The organism is uncultured Algibacter sp. (assembly GCF_947490405.1).
In the GTDB taxonomy this organism is placed as follows: domain Bacteria; phylum Bacteroidota; class Bacteroidia; order Flavobacteriales; family Flavobacteriaceae; genus Algibacter_B.
Map to the genome: position 1 here is coordinate 213,093 of NZ_CANLGU010000005.1, position 16,584 is coordinate 229,676.

The following is a 16,584-nucleotide window of genomic DNA, read 5'->3' on the forward strand; positions in this document are numbered from 1 at the left end:
CTTAGTCTCTTAGTTTTAAAAACGTAAAAAGTCTTCAATATTAGTTAAAGTAAACCTCTCCAGGAATAATTCTTAATGTTGCAGTATTAATCTCAGTATTAGTAGATAAATCATACGTTGTTAACGTACCAGCACTTTGAAAATCTTTGGCATCTAAACCATACAACACACCGTTTCTAACACTCATATCATAAAAACTCACACCTTCAATTTCTGCAGTTTCTGGAAGTGTAGTAGCTGTAGCTTCCATTTTATAAACGGCACCTCCTGAAAACAGGTATAAATTACCACTATCAAAATTCAATTTAGACGGTGCTGTTATGCTATTATTTAATTCAACAGTTTTTATAACCTCATTGGTAGTGGTATTTATCTCAATTAAATTTTCTGAAGACAACACCCATAAATCGCCGTCAGCATCAAGTTGTAGTGAGTTTGGTGAGTTACCTACAGTAATACTTTCTTCTAAAGTATCGGTAATTGTATTAATAACATCAACGCTATTACCTAAACCAAAAACACCTGTAGCTACAAAAATTTGATCACCTTGCGCTATAATTTCTTCTGGCAAATAACTCGTGCTAATTGTATCTATAATAGTATTTGTTGTTAAATCTATTACTGCTAAATAATCATCATCAGCAGGTGTAAAATCACCCCAATTGGTAACATAGCCTTTTCCGTTTGAAACAGCCATATAACGTGGGTTACTTAAACCTGTATCAATAGTTGCAACAGATTCAAAAGTGTATCTGTTAACTATATCTATTCGGTTAGATACGTTTGAAATAATATAAGCTAAGTCACCATTAAATACCATACTTTGTACAACTGTACCCAAAGTTCTACCGTTCACATTTGAAAAAATATTGTGTTCTACCGTTGTAAAATCATCTGATATAAAAGAAACTGTTCCTACACCATCAGTAAAACTCCCTTCATGAGAAATTAATAATCCGTTTTCGTAATCGCCTCTTGGAAGTACAGGTGTATCGTCATCATTAGTACATGATGTAAAAAACAGACCTATTGAAAAGGTTAAAAGTAATAATTTGTTAAGTTTCATTGTTTAAAATTTAATTGTTGTTATTATTTGATAATTTCTATTTGGCATGGGCCGTAACGCCACATTTTGATATTCTCTATCACGAAAATTATTTACTCTAAGATTAATATCATAGTGTACCTTTCCGTTTTTATTTATAAGACATCCAAAACCTATATTACCCACATTATAGCCACTTAACCTATCCCCTATAATTAAAACTTCTCCGTTAAATTGGTGTTGGTAAAACATAGAAAATACGGCATGATTATAAGCAATCGATACATTACCTTTATGAAATGGTACATAAATGAGTTGTTTTTTTGTCTCAATATTTTCTGAAACTGTATAGGAATAACGCCCGCTAAAACTAAGGTGATTTAATTTTAATTTAATCTTAGAAAACGCTTCTATTTCTGCACCGTAACTCTGAGATTTAGCAACATTAATTGGCATCCAATCCCCAGAATTATCAGGGCGCCATTGTATTAAATCTTCAGTAGCTATATAATAGGTGTTTAATTTAAAATTAAAGGCTTTAAAATCTAAAGTATGCCCTAAATCTAACTGATACGACTGCTCAGGATTTAAATCCAAATTACCTCCTGGTTGCCAATACAAATCATTAAATGTTGGAATTCTAAAGTTTTTAGAGGCATTAAATTGAATGGCGTATGTATTTGAAACTCGATAAGCACCATCTACCGAAAACAAAAACGGATTTTCAAAATCGGATGTAACATCCCTTCTAAGATTCAAATTATACTCAAAACGGGTTGTAGGCTTATGGTTCATTAACATTGTGGCAGAAAAAGCATTACGCCTAGGATCCCCAAAACTACTGCCACCACCATCAAAACGGCTAAATTCTAAAATACTCCTAAACTGTAATGTATTTGATACCCGATAATTTAAATTATGGTTAAAAAGCCATGTATTTACCTTTCCAAAAGAAAAGAGATTATTCGCCTTATTTTCAAAATACTTAAAACGTTCGTTTAGGTGTACAGCTTTTAATTTAGAACTAAACGCTCCAGAAATGCGTGTCCACTCCAACATGGTTCTGTAATTTTCATCCTCATACTTGCTGTTAGAAGGCGCTACCAAAGTACCCGAAAACTCCCTTTCGCCATTATAACTTTGATGGTATAGTTTTAAAACATCTTTTTCAGATATAAAATATCCTAAATTCAAATTGAAGTTTACATTGTTAAAAGCACCATTTTCATTAACACTATCTGTCCCCAAATACTTATAGTCATTATCGGAATCTATATAGGCAATTCCTGCGTTTACAGTGAATTTTGAATTGCCGTAAGATGAAGAAATATTAGTCATTCTAGTATCAAAACTGCCATACGCCAACCTAAGCTGTGTATCAAAATGAGATGTAAATTCTAAATTATTATTCAAATGAATACTGCCACCAATAGCACCACTTCCGTATTGTACACTACCTCCGCCACTTCGAATATCTATAGCATCAAAATTTGTGGTATTTATGGTATTAAAATCTGTTTGTCCGTTTAATTGGGAGTTAATATTTATCCCATTCCAAATTACAGCAGTTTGTGAGGCATTTGTACCTCTAAAAGAAGGAGATGAGACCATCCCAAAACCATTTTCTTTAAAATATAAGTTTGAATTAAACGCAAGTAATCCAGTAAGAGAAACGGGGTTTTTATTAATTATAGAATCTTTAAGTTTTTCAACTTTAATTCCCGTAGTGTATTGCACCAACTTAGTATCACTTAAAACAACTTCATCTAATTTTTGGATAGCATCTAGTTGTGCTTGAGCAAGATTGCAAAAACCTGTAGAAAATAATAATAGTATAAAAATATTGTGTCTCATAATCTGTAAAACCCTTTACCCGAGAGTTTCTATTAGATGATGAAAATGGCAGGTCTCCTGACTTGCGTCTTCATGTTGGTCTTCCCATCAAATTGACAGTGACATAGAAGTATAACATGAAGCTTTATAGCTTACAGTTGCGGGAACAGTTCTGGATTTTAACCAGATTCCCTTTTAATTCATTTCGAAAGAAACCAAATTCGAAACAAAAGTAAACATTATGTTTAATCTATTACTAAAAACATTTAATAATATTACTTTTGAAAAGATTAAAAATTGAATTTTGAGAAAGCTTGTCTTATTTTTTGCATTAACTATTATTTTTTCCTGTAAAGAAGAAAAAACAGTTAATACCAAATTACCCAATTTTAACACAGAACGTATTAAACTAAAACACTCAAAGGGGTTTTCAATAACGAAACATGACCATTTTACTTTAGTTGAAGTGTTAAAACCTTGGCCTAAAGCTGAAAAAAGTTATAAATATGTGGTTATAACAAAAGAGAATCTAGCTAGAACTTCTTTTATAAAGGATGCGTATGATGGTATTATTATAACACCAATCGAAAATGCAGTAGTTACATCAACAACACATCTTCCTGCATTAGAATTACTGGGGGTTCAAAAAACGCTTGTAGGTTTTCCTGGAACAGATTATATTTCTTCTAAATCCATAAGACAACTAATCGATAAGGGCAATATTAGAGAGCTGGGTAAAAATGAGGGCTTAAATACAGAAGTTATATTAGAGTTGAATCCAAACGTAATTGTTGGTTTTGGTATAGACGGTGGAAATCGGTCTTTGGAAACTATAAAAAAATCTGGAATTCCAGTTATTTTTAATGGCGATTGGGTGGAGCAGTCGCCCTTAGCAAAAGCCGAATGGATTAAGTTTTTTGGTGTGCTTTACAACAAAGAGAAAGCGGCAGATTCAATTTTTAATCAAATAGAAAAAGATTACTTACAAGCCAAAGCACTTGCAAAAAATATTACAGCTAAACCAACAGTTTTAAGCGGCGCTATGCATAATGATGTATGGTATTTACCCAATGGCACGAGTACTGAAGGTCAACTTTTAAAAGATGCCAATGTAAACTATCTTTGGGGTGACACAGAAGGTTCTGGAAGCCTAAAATTAAATTTTGAGTCTGTTTTTGTAAACGCTAAAAAAGCCGATATTTGGTTGAGTCCATCTAATTATTCTAGTATGGAAAGCCTTAAAAACAGTAACGAAAATCACAAGCTTTTTGATGCTTTTAAAAACAAAAATATTTATACATTTAGTAATACAACTGGAGATAAAGGTGGTGTAATATATTATGAATTAGGTATGGCTAGACCTGATTTGGTTTTAAAAGATATTATTAAAATTTGCCACCCAGAACTCCTAGAAAACTATGAACCTTATTTTTTCAAACCTTTAGAATAATTGCCAAATAAAAACACATATCAAGTTACTTTTATTATTCTAACAGGTATTCTTCTGTTGTGTTTTATCATTAATATTAGTTTGGGCTCTGTATCTATTCCTCTCAAATATATATTTAACAGCCTCTTAGGTAACGCAACAGATCAGGAAACCTGGCAACATATCATTCAAAACTACAGATTACCAAAAGCACTAACTGCAATTATTGTGGGTTCTGGTTTAGGAATTTCTGGTTTACTAATGCAAACCTTATTTAGAAACCCATTGGCTGGCCCCTTTGTTTTAGGTATTAGCTCTGGAGCAAGTTTAGGCGTTGCATTAGTTATTCTAGGTTCTAGTATTTTTGGTGGCGTTTTAGCATCTCTTTTTATCTCAAAATGGGGTTTAGTAATTGCAGCGAGTTTAGGAAGTTTTTTAGTACTACTTGCGGTTTTAATTGTATCCCTTAAAGTTAGAGACACCATGGCAATTCTTATAATAGGATTAATGTTTGCAAGCATTACTGCTGCCATTGTAAGCGTACTCTCCTATTTTGGTTCAGCAGAACAATTACAACAATATATCTTTTGGGGTTTTGGCAGTTTAGGCAACTTATCATGGGAAGATGTTTCTGTGCTTTTAATAGTTTATAGTATTGGAATTTTATTAGCTATACTATCTATAAAATCATTAAACACTTTACTTCTAGGAGAAAACTACGCAAAAAGTTTAGGTTTAAATATCAAAAAAAGCCGCCTTACTATTATCATCTCCACCAGTTTATTAGCCGGAACAATAACAGCTTTTACAGGGCCAATAGCATTTATTGGTCTAGCTATACCGCATATTACAAGGCAAGTGTTTAATACCTCAAATCATAAAATATTATTGCCAGCAGTATTCATATTCGGTGCTATTGTTATGCTTATTTGCGACAGTATTTCACAACTACCTAACAGTGATTTTACTTTACCTATTAATGCCATAACATCTTTAGTTGGTGCTCCAGTAGTTATTTGGTTATTGATAAGACAACGAAAAATGGTTTTTTAATGAATAATTTAAATAAAAATATCATCTTAAAAACCAAAAACCTAGAGGTAGGCTATGTTTCAAAAAAGAAAAAAACTATTGTTGCTTCTAATATAAATATTGCATTAGAAAAAGGAAAATTAATTGGTTTAATAGGTGCCAATGGTATAGGAAAATCAACACTTCTAAGAACCCTTACCAAAGTTCAAAATCCACTCAAAGGAAGCATTGATATTAATAATGTTCCACTTGAAAATTACTCAGAAATTGATTTAGCAAAGGTGATGAGTTTAGTTTTAACCGAACCTGTTGCCTCCAAAAACCTGTCTGTTTTTGAGCTTGTTTCTTTAGGCAGACAACCTTATACAAATTGGGTTGGAAACCTATCAGAAGAAGACATTAATGTAACCTATGAAGCTATTTCGCAAGTAAATATCGAAAATCTAAAAAACAAAAAATGCTATGAGCTTAGTGACGGACAATTACAGAAAGTGATGATTGCACGAGCTTTAGCTCAAGATACTGATTTAATTATTCTAGATGAACCAACAACCCATCTTGATATGTATCATAAAGCCTATACTTTAAAATTGCTTCAAAAACTAACTAAAGACACTGGTAAAACCATCTTATTTTCTTCTCATGAAATCGATTTAGCCATTCAACTCTGTGATAATTTAATTGTAATGACAGACAAGAACGTTGTCTCAGATGAACCCTGTAATTTAATTGCTAAAGGTGTTTTTCAAAACTTGTTTCCAAAAGATTTAATTGCTTTTGATGAAAAAACGGGAAGTTTTAGGGTTAAGAAATAATATTCATTTGCGATAAAGGAGTATTTATAAAATATAACTTCACTACTTTTTGGAATTTGGTTTTTGTTATTTGATATTTGTTACATGAACGATAATGTAATCATAATTCTAGCTGCTATACTTTTTGCAGCAATTGGTTTTTTCTTAGGAAACTACTTCTCAAAACTTAAAAACAAAAGTGAACAAAGCACTTTAGAAGAACGTCAAAACCAAATGCAAAGTACTATTGACGAGCTAAGACAAAACCTTAGCAAGATTGAAAATGAACGTGAAGATATTCGTCGTGAAAAAGAATTCTTAAATACTGAACTCGCTAGAAAAAACTCAGAATATGAAAACCTTCAAGAGCTAAACTTAAAACGCGATAAGGAGCTTGAAGAACGCCAAGAGCAATTGCGAAAGGATTTTGAATTGTTAGCCAATAAAATATTAGAAGAAAAATCTAATAAGTTTACGGAGCAGAATAAGGAAAATATTAAAAACATTTTAAATCCGCTTCAAGAAAAAATACAAGGGTTTGAGAAAAAAGTAGAAGCCTCTCAAAAAGAGAGTATCAGTATGCATTCTGCTTTAAAAGAGCAATTATTGGGTTTAAAAGACCTTAACCAACAAATGACTAAAGAAGCTACCAATTTAACTAGAGCCTTAAAAGGCGATAGCAAAATGCAAGGTAATTGGGGTGAATTGGTTTTAGAACGTGTTTTAGAAAAATCGGGTTTAGAGAAAGACCGAGAGTATTTTGTGCAACAAAGTTTTACAAGAGATGATAACTCACGTGTGATGCCCGATGTGGTATTACATTTACCAGATGGTAAAAAAATGATTATCGACTCCAAAGTGTCTTTAACAGATTATGAACGTTTAGTAAATGCAGAGGATGACGATAGAGATGCCCACTTAAAAGCCCATGTAAACTCTATTAGAAAACATGTAGAACAACTCTCAGCAAAGAATTATCAAGATTTATATGATATTGAATCTCCCGATTTTGTTTTGATGTTTATACCTATAGAACCTGCATTTGCCATTGTTGTTAATGAGGACAATACCATCTACAATAAAGCATTTGAAAAAAATATTGTAATTGTAACCCCTTCAACTCTACTAGCTACGCTTCGTACCATAGACACCATGTGGAATAATGAAAAACAACAACGAAACGCTATAGAAATAGCACGACAAGCTGGAGCTCTTTATGATAAGTTTGAAGGATTAGTTAGCGATTTAACTGGTGTTGGTAAAAAGATTGACGCTGCAAAAAACGATTATTCCTCAGCTATGAACAAATTAGTTGAAGGCAGAGGCAATCTGATCACTAGTGTTGAAAAACTAAAAAAAATGGGGGCTAAAGCTAAAAAATCATTACCTGAAGCTATCATAAAACGCGCTGAAGAGGACGAATAATTTTTAAACCCTAAATGAATTATGATTTTGACAACCTTATCTCTGATATCTATCAAAATCATTTTTTAACTTCTAAATCATTTACAACTTAGTAAAAATAAAACCTGGTCTTGATGTTTATCAATTTATATTGTTATTTTGAAACCTCCTTCAATTAAAGATTAATTCGTTTATGTTTAAGCACGCTAAAGAATCACAAGTTTCAATTACCGAACTCATGTTACCATCACATTCAAATTTTAGTGGAAAAATACATGGTGGTCATATTTTAAACCTCATGGATCAAATAGCATTTGCATGTGCTTCTAAACATTCTAATCATTATTGTGTAACGGCTTCTGTAAATAGAGTAGATTTTTTAAACCCTATTGAGGTAGGCGAATTGGTTACACTAAAAGCTTCTGTAAATTATACCGGTAGAACCTCTATGGTAGTTGGACTCCGAGTAGAATCAGAAAATATTAGAACTGGAGAAATAAAACATTGTAACTCTTCATATTTTACAATGGTAGCTAAAGATGAAAATGGTAAAAATGCTAAGGTTCCTGGTTTAATTTTAGATACTGAGCAAAGTGTTCGTCGTTTTGCTAGAAGTATTGCTAGACAAGAGCAAGCAAGAAAACGATCTACTAAATTTAATGCTTCGGCGTTTAAAATGGAAGAGCATTTGGAGTTTATTGAAACTCAGAACGCTAAAATTGAGCTTCATTAACTTGATAAGTTTAAAAATAAACACGCATTAAAAGGTTAGGGTAAAAACCCAAAGATGTCTGTAAAGTTTCGTCTACTTGACTATTATTAACTCTAAAAAAGTTATTTATTTGGTTGTTTCTATTAAAAAGGTTCCAAACGGATGCTCCAATATCAGCTTTAGTTTTTAGCCCTAGGTTAATATGGTATAAAGCGGAGATATCTAGCTTTAAATAATCTTTTAACTCACTGCTATTACTAGGTTCAAAATTAATATTATTATTAACAATTTCATTTCCAGCAACAGGAAGCGTAGTAGGATTACCAGAAAACCAATTTAATCCTGTTGAAATTCTTAAATTTCTATTAGTATAAGTGGTTCCTAAAGTTGTAGCATGCCTTATATTATAATTACTTGGGAATTCATTTTCTGAGAATGTCTCAAATTGATAATCGCTGTTTAAAAAAGCATAACTTAACCAAATATTAAAATTATTTACTTGTTTTCTCAATATAAAATCAACACCGTTAGCCTTGTAATCCCCTATCGCCTGAACGAATTCAAATTGATTTTGAAATCCTTGACTTTGTGCCGTAATATTCTTAACCTTTTTGTAATAAGCATCAGCACTAATTTGCCAACCGCGTTTACTATAATTTACACCAAAAGAAACTTGTTGACTTCTAATTACAGGAATATCCTTGTCGTTTGAGAGTTGCCACCTTCGCTTTTCAACGCCTAAAAAATCATTTTGAAAATTGATTACTTGCGATGTGTTTTGATGCTTCATTTCTCCAAGAACCTCAACATTAAAACCATCAAGAAACTTATGAGAAAAGTTTAAACGTGGTTCCCATATTTGCTTTTTAAATTTACCAATATAATTGAATCTTAACCCTGCATTAAGTACTGTTCGCCTATCAAAAGAGTTATAATTTAATTGAGAAAACAGACCATGGGTACGAACAACCTCTGAGATTAAAGACCTAAATCTTGGTACATCCACATCATCTAAATTAGTCACTTCTGTTTCTACAAAATGATAACCTCCAAGAAAACTTATATTTTCAGAAAATTGATACTGATTTTTCAATTTAAAACTGGTTTCAGAAACAATATTTTCCTGCAAAAACCTCTGTGAATCAGCAATATTAGCGTTTACTGCCTTCAATTTATAATCTGTTTCATAAAGCTCAACAGCGGTTTGCCAATTAGAGTTCCAAATTTTATTGTAATGAACAGCACCTGCAATACTATTCTGATTTACATTACTTTGTCTGGATTCATCCTCTGTGTTTTCATTAAAAACTAATTCGTTAGCTACATTAATGAAATTAATACGCAACTCATCTTTATCACTAAGCTTGTATATCCATCTAAATGACACATCATAAAAATCAAACTCCTGATCGGAATTCATAACGGTATTCATTGAGTTTTCCACTTCGGTATCTTCAGAAATCTTATCAAAAAAATTGTTATAAGCCGGTGTTTGAATAAAATCGCTAATAGACTTTCTTAACGCTACTTGAATAGAAGATCTTTTACTTATAGGAATATCAGCAAAACCATTAGCATCAATAAAATTCACACCTATATTGCCCTTAAAGTCAGAGTTAATTTCGTTATCAGTTTTCATCAAAATAGTTCCTGATACACCATCTGTATAACTAACATCAGATCCATTTTTATACAATAAAACATCTTCAGTTATTTGTGGATTATACATTGAAATCAAACCAAAAAAATGTCCTGATTGGTACATTTTAACACCATCCCATAAGATTAAATTTTGATCGTGACTTCCTCCCCTGATACTAATATTTGATACATTTTCATTTATACTCTGTATACCTGGAAATGCCTGTATAGACTGTAATACATCTGCTTCAATCAAACCTGGAAGCATTGTGAATTTAGAAAAATCAATTTTAAATGCACCTGTATTCAACTTACTGATTCCCTTTATGATATAACTTGGAACAATGACTTCTGGTAATTGCTGTAAGTTATCTTTTAAGGTTTTATTAGGTGGCGTTACCAATACGAAACTACTACCAATAATGGTATATTTTAAATCTGTATGATTTTTTAAAAACTGTATGACTTCCTCAAACGTTAAATCTTTTGATGGTAAACTAATTCTATAAGTCTCTACAACATCTTTAGCATAATTGAATTGATATCCATATTGATCCTGAATAGTAGTTAGAACAGATGTTAAAGCTACTTTTCCATCATGCTCTTGAGCGCTACCTGCAAAAGTACATACAAATAAAAATAAGTTTAAAATAAAATAATGGCTATTCTTTATTTTCATGGATTATTACATGGTTCGATGAACTTAGTTCATAAGATAAACCCATGGGCTTGGTGATAGATAAAAGTGCTTGTTCTAGGTTATTATGGTTGAAACCGCCAGTAAATTGTCTAGTTAAATCGACATCTTCAAACGTTACGCTAATGCTATACTGTCTTTTAAACTCTTCAATAACAAGATTAAATGGCACCGATTTAAAACTACTGACACCAGCAAGCCAAAGTGGCGTTTTTAAAGTTGTTTTTTCTTCAACTAAAACACCGTTTAAAAACTGAAATGTTTCCCCTGCATGTAAAGTTCTCTCTAACGTATTTGAGGTTACTTTTACTATACCTTCAAAACACTTAACCTCAAAATAATTATTACGTTGCTTTACATTAAATTCTGTTCCCACAACAGTTATAGTCCCATTGTTGGTAACAACATCGAACTTTTTTCCCTTTTCAACAACAAAATAGGCTTCACCCTTCAGTTTTACCTGTCTATTATCTTTCCAGTTATCTTGATTAAAATCCAATTGAGAATTAGCATTCAATTTTACCTTAGAATTATCAGGAAGTATAACATCCATATTCTGGCTTATTGAAGTTTTATATGATGATGAATTGTTGTAAAAAGCGTAATAATAAATTCCAAAACCAATAACAAAAGCAGCTGCCATTTGTAACATTGGTTTAAGCCAATGCAATTTCAAAGTAGGTTTCTTATACGAATTATAATGCTTCTGGAAGGTGTTAAAGTCTTTAGCGTTTGAAAACTCAGATGCTTTAAACTGTTTTGAAGTTTCAATAATAGCAAGATTAAGCTTGGAGTCGTCAAGACTATCAAATGCATCTTTTTCGGCATCTGTTAAATCATTATTAAGCCATTTTTTTATCAAATATTCTTTGTCCATGCTAAAGCACTTTACTATGTAACAACTTCATCTTTAAAACTCCTGATTATTTTATGTTAAAATTTTCTAACGCTTCTTTTAGTTTACCAAAAGCAGTATAAATTCTATATTCAACAACCTTTTTTGTAACACCCAATTGTTCTGCAATTTCAGCATGTTTTTTGCCTTCAACTTTATTCAATAAAAACGCTACACGCTGTTCTTCGCTTAAATTTTGCAAAGCCTTTTTATATTTTTCCATAAACTGGGTTTGCTCTAAAAGAAACTCTGGCGTTTCGTTGGTATACGATTTTTGGGGTTTCTTCTGATAATTTAGAACTACTTTTTGATGCTTAATATCATTTAGCACCAAATTATTGGCTACCGTAAACAGAAATGATTTTGCCTTAGCCAAAGTAACTGTTTTACAACTATCCCAAAGTTTAACAAAAGCTTCTTGAGTTTTATCTTCTGGATTAATTTGTGATCCGTATTTATAGTATAAAAAATTATGCAGGTCTTTGGAGTGAGCTTTATAAACACCCTCAAAAATGCGCGTTTCACAAATATTTTTACTAGGGTTTTCTGGCAAGTTTTATTAATAATTTTTCTAAATATATATAAATATTTTAAAACCTTTCAGGAATTTTAAAGGTGAAGTTGTTATATAATAAAACAGGCCTTTTATCTAATTGAAATATGAAAGTACATTATAAGATATTAACCCTATGCTTTCTTCTCTCCTGCATCATAGTATCATCATGTAGGAAAGAAGATATGGAGCTTATTGAAACGCCGGCTGATGAGACTTTAATTTCAAATTCGTCTGTTGCCATTTTAATGCAAAATGTATCTAGTAATGATGGTTCTGTTGATAATATAATTGATAAGTCTAATTGTTTTAGCATTAAATTTCCTTTGAATGTAACCGTAAACGGGGAGAACATTCTTGTAAACTCATCTGAAGCATATAATATTATTGAATATATTTTTGATGATGAAGACGATGATGTTGATGTTTTGGAAATTACTTACCCTATAACCATAGTTTCAGAAGACTTTTCTGAAATCATAATAAATAATGACACTGAACTTAATAGTTATTCTATTAATTGTAATGGCGAAAATGAATTTGATGATGATATTGAATGTTTAGACTTTAAATATCCCATAACAACTTCAACTTTTAATAAAGAAAATGAAGCTATAGAAACCGCATCGATTACATCAGATTATGAGCTAAACCAATTTTTAAAAAATCTAACTCAAAACCTAATTACTACAATTAACTTTCCTATTGATGTTACACTTTCTGATGGTACAGAACTAATGCTAAACAATTTAATTGAACTTGAAAATAGCATTAATAATTATAAAAATGATTGTGATGAAGATGATGACTTTGATTATAATGACGATGATTGTGACTCATGTAATGTAGAAGAATTAACACACACACTAACAAACTGTAATGGTTGGCTGGTAGATCAATTAGATCGTGATAATACAAACTATGACAATGCTTATAATGGATACAGATTTAACTTCTCTCCAGACGGAAGTTTAGGCGTTTATTGGGGAAACACAAGTGCTTATGGCACTTGGATAGCGACTGGCTCTCACAATAACATAAATGTTACGATAAACATTCCTGGTTTGCCATTATGTAACAATGTTTGGAGATTGCACGAGATGTCCGAGTATACAAATAAAAGAGTTGATTTTAGAGTTGGTAATAGTGACAGGTTACGATATAATAACATTTGTGATTAAATAAAATATTAAGCTAGTGATTTGCTTCTATGAAAAAGAAAAAACATCACCCAAGTTTTACCTAAATCCTTGGAACTAGCTAAAAACTGCTTCGGTTTTAATTAACTGGAGCAGTATTTAAAATAAATTATTAAAGGCATTATAAGCTAAAACATGAAAAAGAAAATCCTAATTATTATTACCCTATTAGCCATTACTCTTCTTGCCTACAATTACATGTATCAAGACCATCGTGATATTGCTTCAGAGGAACCGGAATTTTCAATAACACCAGAGCAAATTGTAAATACCTTCAAGACTAATTTAAAAGATTCAGAAAAAAAATACCTAAATAAAACTATTGAATTAACTGGTATTGTTACAGAATCGAATAGCAAAGATTTAACTTTAAACCATGATGTATTTTGCCAGTTTTTACAAAACCAAAATGCTTCATTAAACGCAAATATTAAAATTAAAGGACGTTGCATTGGTTATGATGATTTGTTGGAACAGGTTAAACTCGATCAATGCTATATTATTAATTAAACCAAAACTCTTATGAAAGCAATTTTACTTAAATCATTAATCTTAATAGCTATTTGCTGTTCTGTAAACTTGCCAAGTCAAACGGCAAACTTAACTCCAGAAAAAGACAATTCCATTTACAGTGAAAACAATAATTCCAATGCATTAGGAAATTTATTTTCTGGTCAAACGGGTGGTAGAAATGGAAATAATAATAGGAGAGCTTTAATAAAATTTGATTTATCGTCCATCCCTTCTGGAGCCAATATAAGCAGTGTAAGCCTAACGGTTAACGTCAATAAAGTTCCTTCAGGTGGTGCAGGCACTCAAACTTATACTATTCATCAACTTACAAGAGATTGGGGAGAAGGCACTTCTACAGGTGGTGGAACTGGGGGTACTGCTAGTGCAAATGATGCTACATGGAATAGCGCTATGCAAGGCTCAACAACTTGGACAACACCCGGAGGCGATTTTTCTAATACTCCCATGGCTTCATTAAATTTTGTTGACACAGGAAACTATACTTTTTTAACCAATCCAACTTTTGTCTCGGTTGTCCAAAATTGGTTAGACACACCAAGCATGAATAACGGATTAATATTAATTGGAGACGAGAGTAATAATAGAAGCGCAAGACAATTGGGAAGTAAAGACTCTGGTATTGCTCCAATACTTACTGTTAATTACAGTACTTTAAGTACTGAAAAATTTTTATTGTCTGATTTTTCTATGTACCCAAACCCATCAAACAATTATATTCATTTAAGTCTTCCACAGAATATTTCTAAAGCTACATTAAAGATTTATGATGTATTAGGTAAACAAGTAGAAAATAAAACTATTAGTAATAAAGAAAAAGCTGATATTTCTAAATTAGAAAAAGGGATTTATTTGTTAGAAGTATCTACTCTTGGACAAGCTAAAACAAAGAAGTTGATTAAATTATAAACACTAATTTTTTATGAAGTACTTATTAATAATATTCCTATTAACACCACTTTTTGTTGATGCTCAAGATGATTTACTTGATGAAATAGATACAAATGCAACAGAAGGTCAATATGCAACTGCCGCTTTTAAAGGTCTGAAAATTGTAAATTTTGAATCCACAAAATTAGTAGCTAAAGACGAACTTACTTTTATAGTATCCCATAGGTTTGGAAGCGTAAAAAATGGTATAGATACCTTTTTTGGATTAGATGAAGCAGTAACACGAATTCATTTTGTTTATGGAATTACTGATGCTATAAATATTGGGGTTTCTAGAAGTTCTTTTCTGAAAATTTACGATGTTACAGCTAAATATCGATTGGTAAGACAAGAAGAAAATGGCTTTCCTTTTACAATAGTTGGATTTAACGCATTATTGATTAATACAGCTTTGGAGAAAGAAAATTTACCTTTATTAAAGTTTAAACACAGATTAGGATATACTGCTCAGATATTAATTTCAAGAAAAATAAATACCGATTTTTCTATTGAACTAGCCCCAACATTTTTCCATGATAATTATGTACAAATGGATGAACAAAGTAATTCTCAATTTGCTTTAGGCTTTGGTGGTCGTTACAAATTAGGAAAGCGATGGTCTGTGAATGCTGATTATGGTTTACACCTAAATAGAGCTAGTAACTCCCCATTTAAAAATCCATTATCAATAGGGCTTGATTTAGAAACAGGAGGGCACGTTTTCCAAATGCATTTTTCTAATGCTCAAGCTATGAATACCAATGGTTTTTTAGGCCAAGGAACAGGTGACTGGTTAGATGGTGACGTATATTTTGGGTTTAATCTAAGCAGGAGATTCTAATTAAAAAATAATAACAATAAAAACAATAACTATGAAATCTACAAAATTAATTTATGCTTTAGCATTGTGTCTAATAATCTTCAACTGTTCTAGCGATAGTAATGATGATTTACAAGAAGAGCAAGAAGAGCAAGAGGAACAACAAGAAGAAATGGATCCAAATCCAACAGCTATTACTTATAATGCTGATATTAGAAGTATTATGACTAACAATTGTAATCAATGTCATGGAAGTACAACTACTAATGGCGCTCCGTTTTCTTTAACAACTTACAGTCAGGTAAGTGGTAGAATAGATCGTATTATAGCCCGTACAAATAATGCATCAAATCCTATGCCTCGTGCTGGTTTAATGAGTATTGAATTAAGGGACATGATTAAGCAATGGAAAGATGATGGATTATTAGAAGAATAGTAGTTTAAACATATTGGCAAGTAATTTGCTGTAAATCAATAAAATTGATATGAAAAAAATAATCTATCTCATAGCCTTAATTAGTATAAATAGTTTTGCTCAGTCAAAATATTTAACTAAAACTGGTACTATAAATTTTGAAGCATCTGTGCCTTCTGTTGAAGAGGTAAAGGCTGAAAATAATTCAGTTACAGCTATATTAAATTCTGATAATGGCGAATTTGCAGCTTTGGTTTTTGTAAAAGGTTTCCGTTTTAAAAATGCTTTAATGGAAGAACATTTTAATGAAAACTATGCTGAATCCGATATGTATCCTAAGGCCACATTTAAAGGAAAAATCAAAGACTTTTCTATGGATATGTTGAATTCTGAATTGGAATTTAAGTTAGATGGCACATTAACATTTCATGGAAAAACGAAACAGGTTAATGATGTGGTTATTAGCCTAAATAAGGAAGATGATTTAATTTCAGCTTCAGGAAATTTTAAAGTTCTTGTATCTGATTTTGATATAAAAATTCCCAGAATAGTCAGAGATAAGGTATCTGAAGAGGTACAAATTACTTATAAGTTTGATTTGAAAAAGAGGTAGCCCCAATTCTATCATACTACCATAAAAAAAAAGCCGCTTAA

At 31.5% G+C, this 16,584-nt stretch carries 16 protein-coding genes and 1 riboswitch; of the genes, 11 read left to right on the forward strand and 5 right to left on the reverse strand.

All coding sequences use genetic code 11. The features are described 5' to 3' along the window. Positions 1-40: 40 nt before the first annotated feature. Together Q0772_RS12425 and Q0772_RS12430 are read right to left on the reverse strand one after the other, a co-directional pair. Positions 41-1,066: a DUF5074 domain-containing protein gene (locus tag Q0772_RS12425; RefSeq protein ID WP_298345217.1), complete on the reverse strand. Its 1,026-nt coding sequence runs from the start codon at positions 1,064-1,066 to the stop codon at positions 41-43. Between the two features lie 3 nt (positions 1,067-1,069). Then, positions 1,070-2,899 carry a TonB-dependent receptor gene (locus Q0772_RS12430; protein WP_298345219.1) on the reverse strand — a complete coding sequence of 610 codons (1,830 nt, stop codon included), beginning with the start codon at positions 2,897-2,899 and terminating at the stop codon, positions 1,070-1,072. Between the two features lie 29 nt (positions 2,900-2,928). Next, positions 2,929-3,113: riboswitch (cobalamin riboswitch) on the reverse strand. A gap of 69 nt (positions 3,114-3,182) precedes the next feature. Here Q0772_RS12430 and Q0772_RS12435 point away from each other — a divergent pair. The 5 genes from Q0772_RS12435 to Q0772_RS12455 all read left to right on the forward strand — a co-directional run bounded on the left by Q0772_RS12435 (position 3,183) and on the right by Q0772_RS12455 (position 8,270). Further along, positions 3,183-4,328, forward strand: a complete 1,146-nt coding sequence (locus Q0772_RS12435) for an ABC transporter substrate-binding protein (protein WP_298345221.1) — start codon at positions 3,183-3,185, stop codon at positions 4,326-4,328. After that, a complete protein-coding gene (locus tag Q0772_RS12440) occupies positions 4,329-5,360 on the forward strand; it encodes an iron ABC transporter permease (protein ID WP_298345223.1) in 1,032 nt (343 codons plus the stop codon). Further along, positions 5,360-6,154 (forward strand): ABC transporter ATP-binding protein, encoded by a 795-nt coding sequence (locus Q0772_RS12445; protein WP_298345226.1) that lies wholly within the window; start codon positions 5,360-5,362, stop codon positions 6,152-6,154. Before Q0772_RS12440 ends, Q0772_RS12445 begins: the two co-directional genes overlap by 1 nt. An 84-nt stretch (positions 6,155-6,238) precedes the next feature. Beyond that, positions 6,239-7,558 (forward strand): DNA recombination protein RmuC, encoded by a 1,320-nt coding sequence (gene rmuC / locus Q0772_RS12450; protein WP_298345229.1) that lies wholly within the window; start codon positions 6,239-6,241, stop codon positions 7,556-7,558. A gap of 172 nt (positions 7,559-7,730) precedes the next feature. Further along, complete coding sequence (locus tag Q0772_RS12455; protein WP_298345232.1) at positions 7,731-8,270, forward strand: acyl-CoA thioesterase; 540 nt, start codon at positions 7,731-7,733, stop codon at positions 8,268-8,270. 10 nt (positions 8,271-8,280) lie between these two features. Here the strand turns inward: Q0772_RS12455 and Q0772_RS12460 are convergent, their stop codons facing one another. Genes Q0772_RS12460 through Q0772_RS12470 form a run of 3 tightly spaced genes read right to left on the reverse strand, consistent with a single transcriptional unit; the run spans position 8,281 to position 12,035 of the window. After that, complete coding sequence (locus tag Q0772_RS12460; protein WP_298345235.1) at positions 8,281-10,569, reverse strand: TonB-dependent receptor plug domain-containing protein; 2,289 nt, start codon at positions 10,567-10,569, stop codon at positions 8,281-8,283. Continuing rightward, entirely contained in the window at positions 10,553-11,464 is a 912-nt protein-coding gene (locus Q0772_RS12465; protein WP_298345237.1) for a FecR family protein, read from the reverse strand. The genes Q0772_RS12460 and Q0772_RS12465 overlap by 17 nt, the downstream gene beginning before the upstream one ends. A 46-nt stretch (positions 11,465-11,510) precedes the next feature. Next, complete coding sequence (locus Q0772_RS12470) at positions 11,511-12,035, reverse strand: sigma-70 family RNA polymerase sigma factor (RefSeq protein ID WP_298345240.1); 525 nt, start codon at positions 12,033-12,035, stop codon at positions 11,511-11,513. 107 nt (positions 12,036-12,142) lie between these two features. Here Q0772_RS12470 and Q0772_RS12475 point away from each other — a divergent pair, with 107 nt between their 5' ends. The 6 genes from Q0772_RS12475 to Q0772_RS12500 all read left to right on the forward strand — a co-directional run bounded on the left by Q0772_RS12475 (position 12,143) and on the right by Q0772_RS12500 (position 16,543). Continuing rightward, positions 12,143-13,216 (forward strand): hypothetical protein, encoded by a 1,074-nt coding sequence (locus tag Q0772_RS12475; RefSeq protein WP_298345243.1) that lies wholly within the window; start codon positions 12,143-12,145, stop codon positions 13,214-13,216. Positions 13,217-13,369: 153 nt separating this feature from the next. Next, positions 13,370-13,744, forward strand: coding sequence for a hypothetical protein (locus Q0772_RS12480; RefSeq protein ID WP_298345248.1), 375 nt, complete (start codon positions 13,370-13,372; stop codon positions 13,742-13,744). A 12-nt stretch (positions 13,745-13,756) separates the two neighbouring features. Next, positions 13,757-14,674: a DNRLRE domain-containing protein gene (locus Q0772_RS12485; protein WP_298345251.1), complete on the forward strand. Its 918-nt coding sequence runs from the start codon at positions 13,757-13,759 to the stop codon at positions 14,672-14,674. Between the two features lie 13 nt (positions 14,675-14,687). Next, a complete protein-coding gene (locus Q0772_RS12490; RefSeq protein WP_298345254.1) occupies positions 14,688-15,536 on the forward strand; it encodes a DUF5777 family beta-barrel protein in 849 nt (282 codons plus the stop codon). A gap of 31 nt (positions 15,537-15,567) precedes the next feature. Next, complete coding sequence (locus tag Q0772_RS12495) at positions 15,568-15,951, forward strand: hypothetical protein (protein WP_298345257.1); 384 nt, start codon at positions 15,568-15,570, stop codon at positions 15,949-15,951. Positions 15,952-16,000: 49 nt separating this feature from the next. Beyond that, on the forward strand, positions 16,001-16,543 hold the full coding sequence (locus Q0772_RS12500; RefSeq protein ID WP_298345260.1) for a YceI family protein: 543 nt from the start codon (positions 16,001-16,003) through the stop codon (positions 16,541-16,543). Positions 16,544-16,584: the final 41 nt, after the last annotated feature.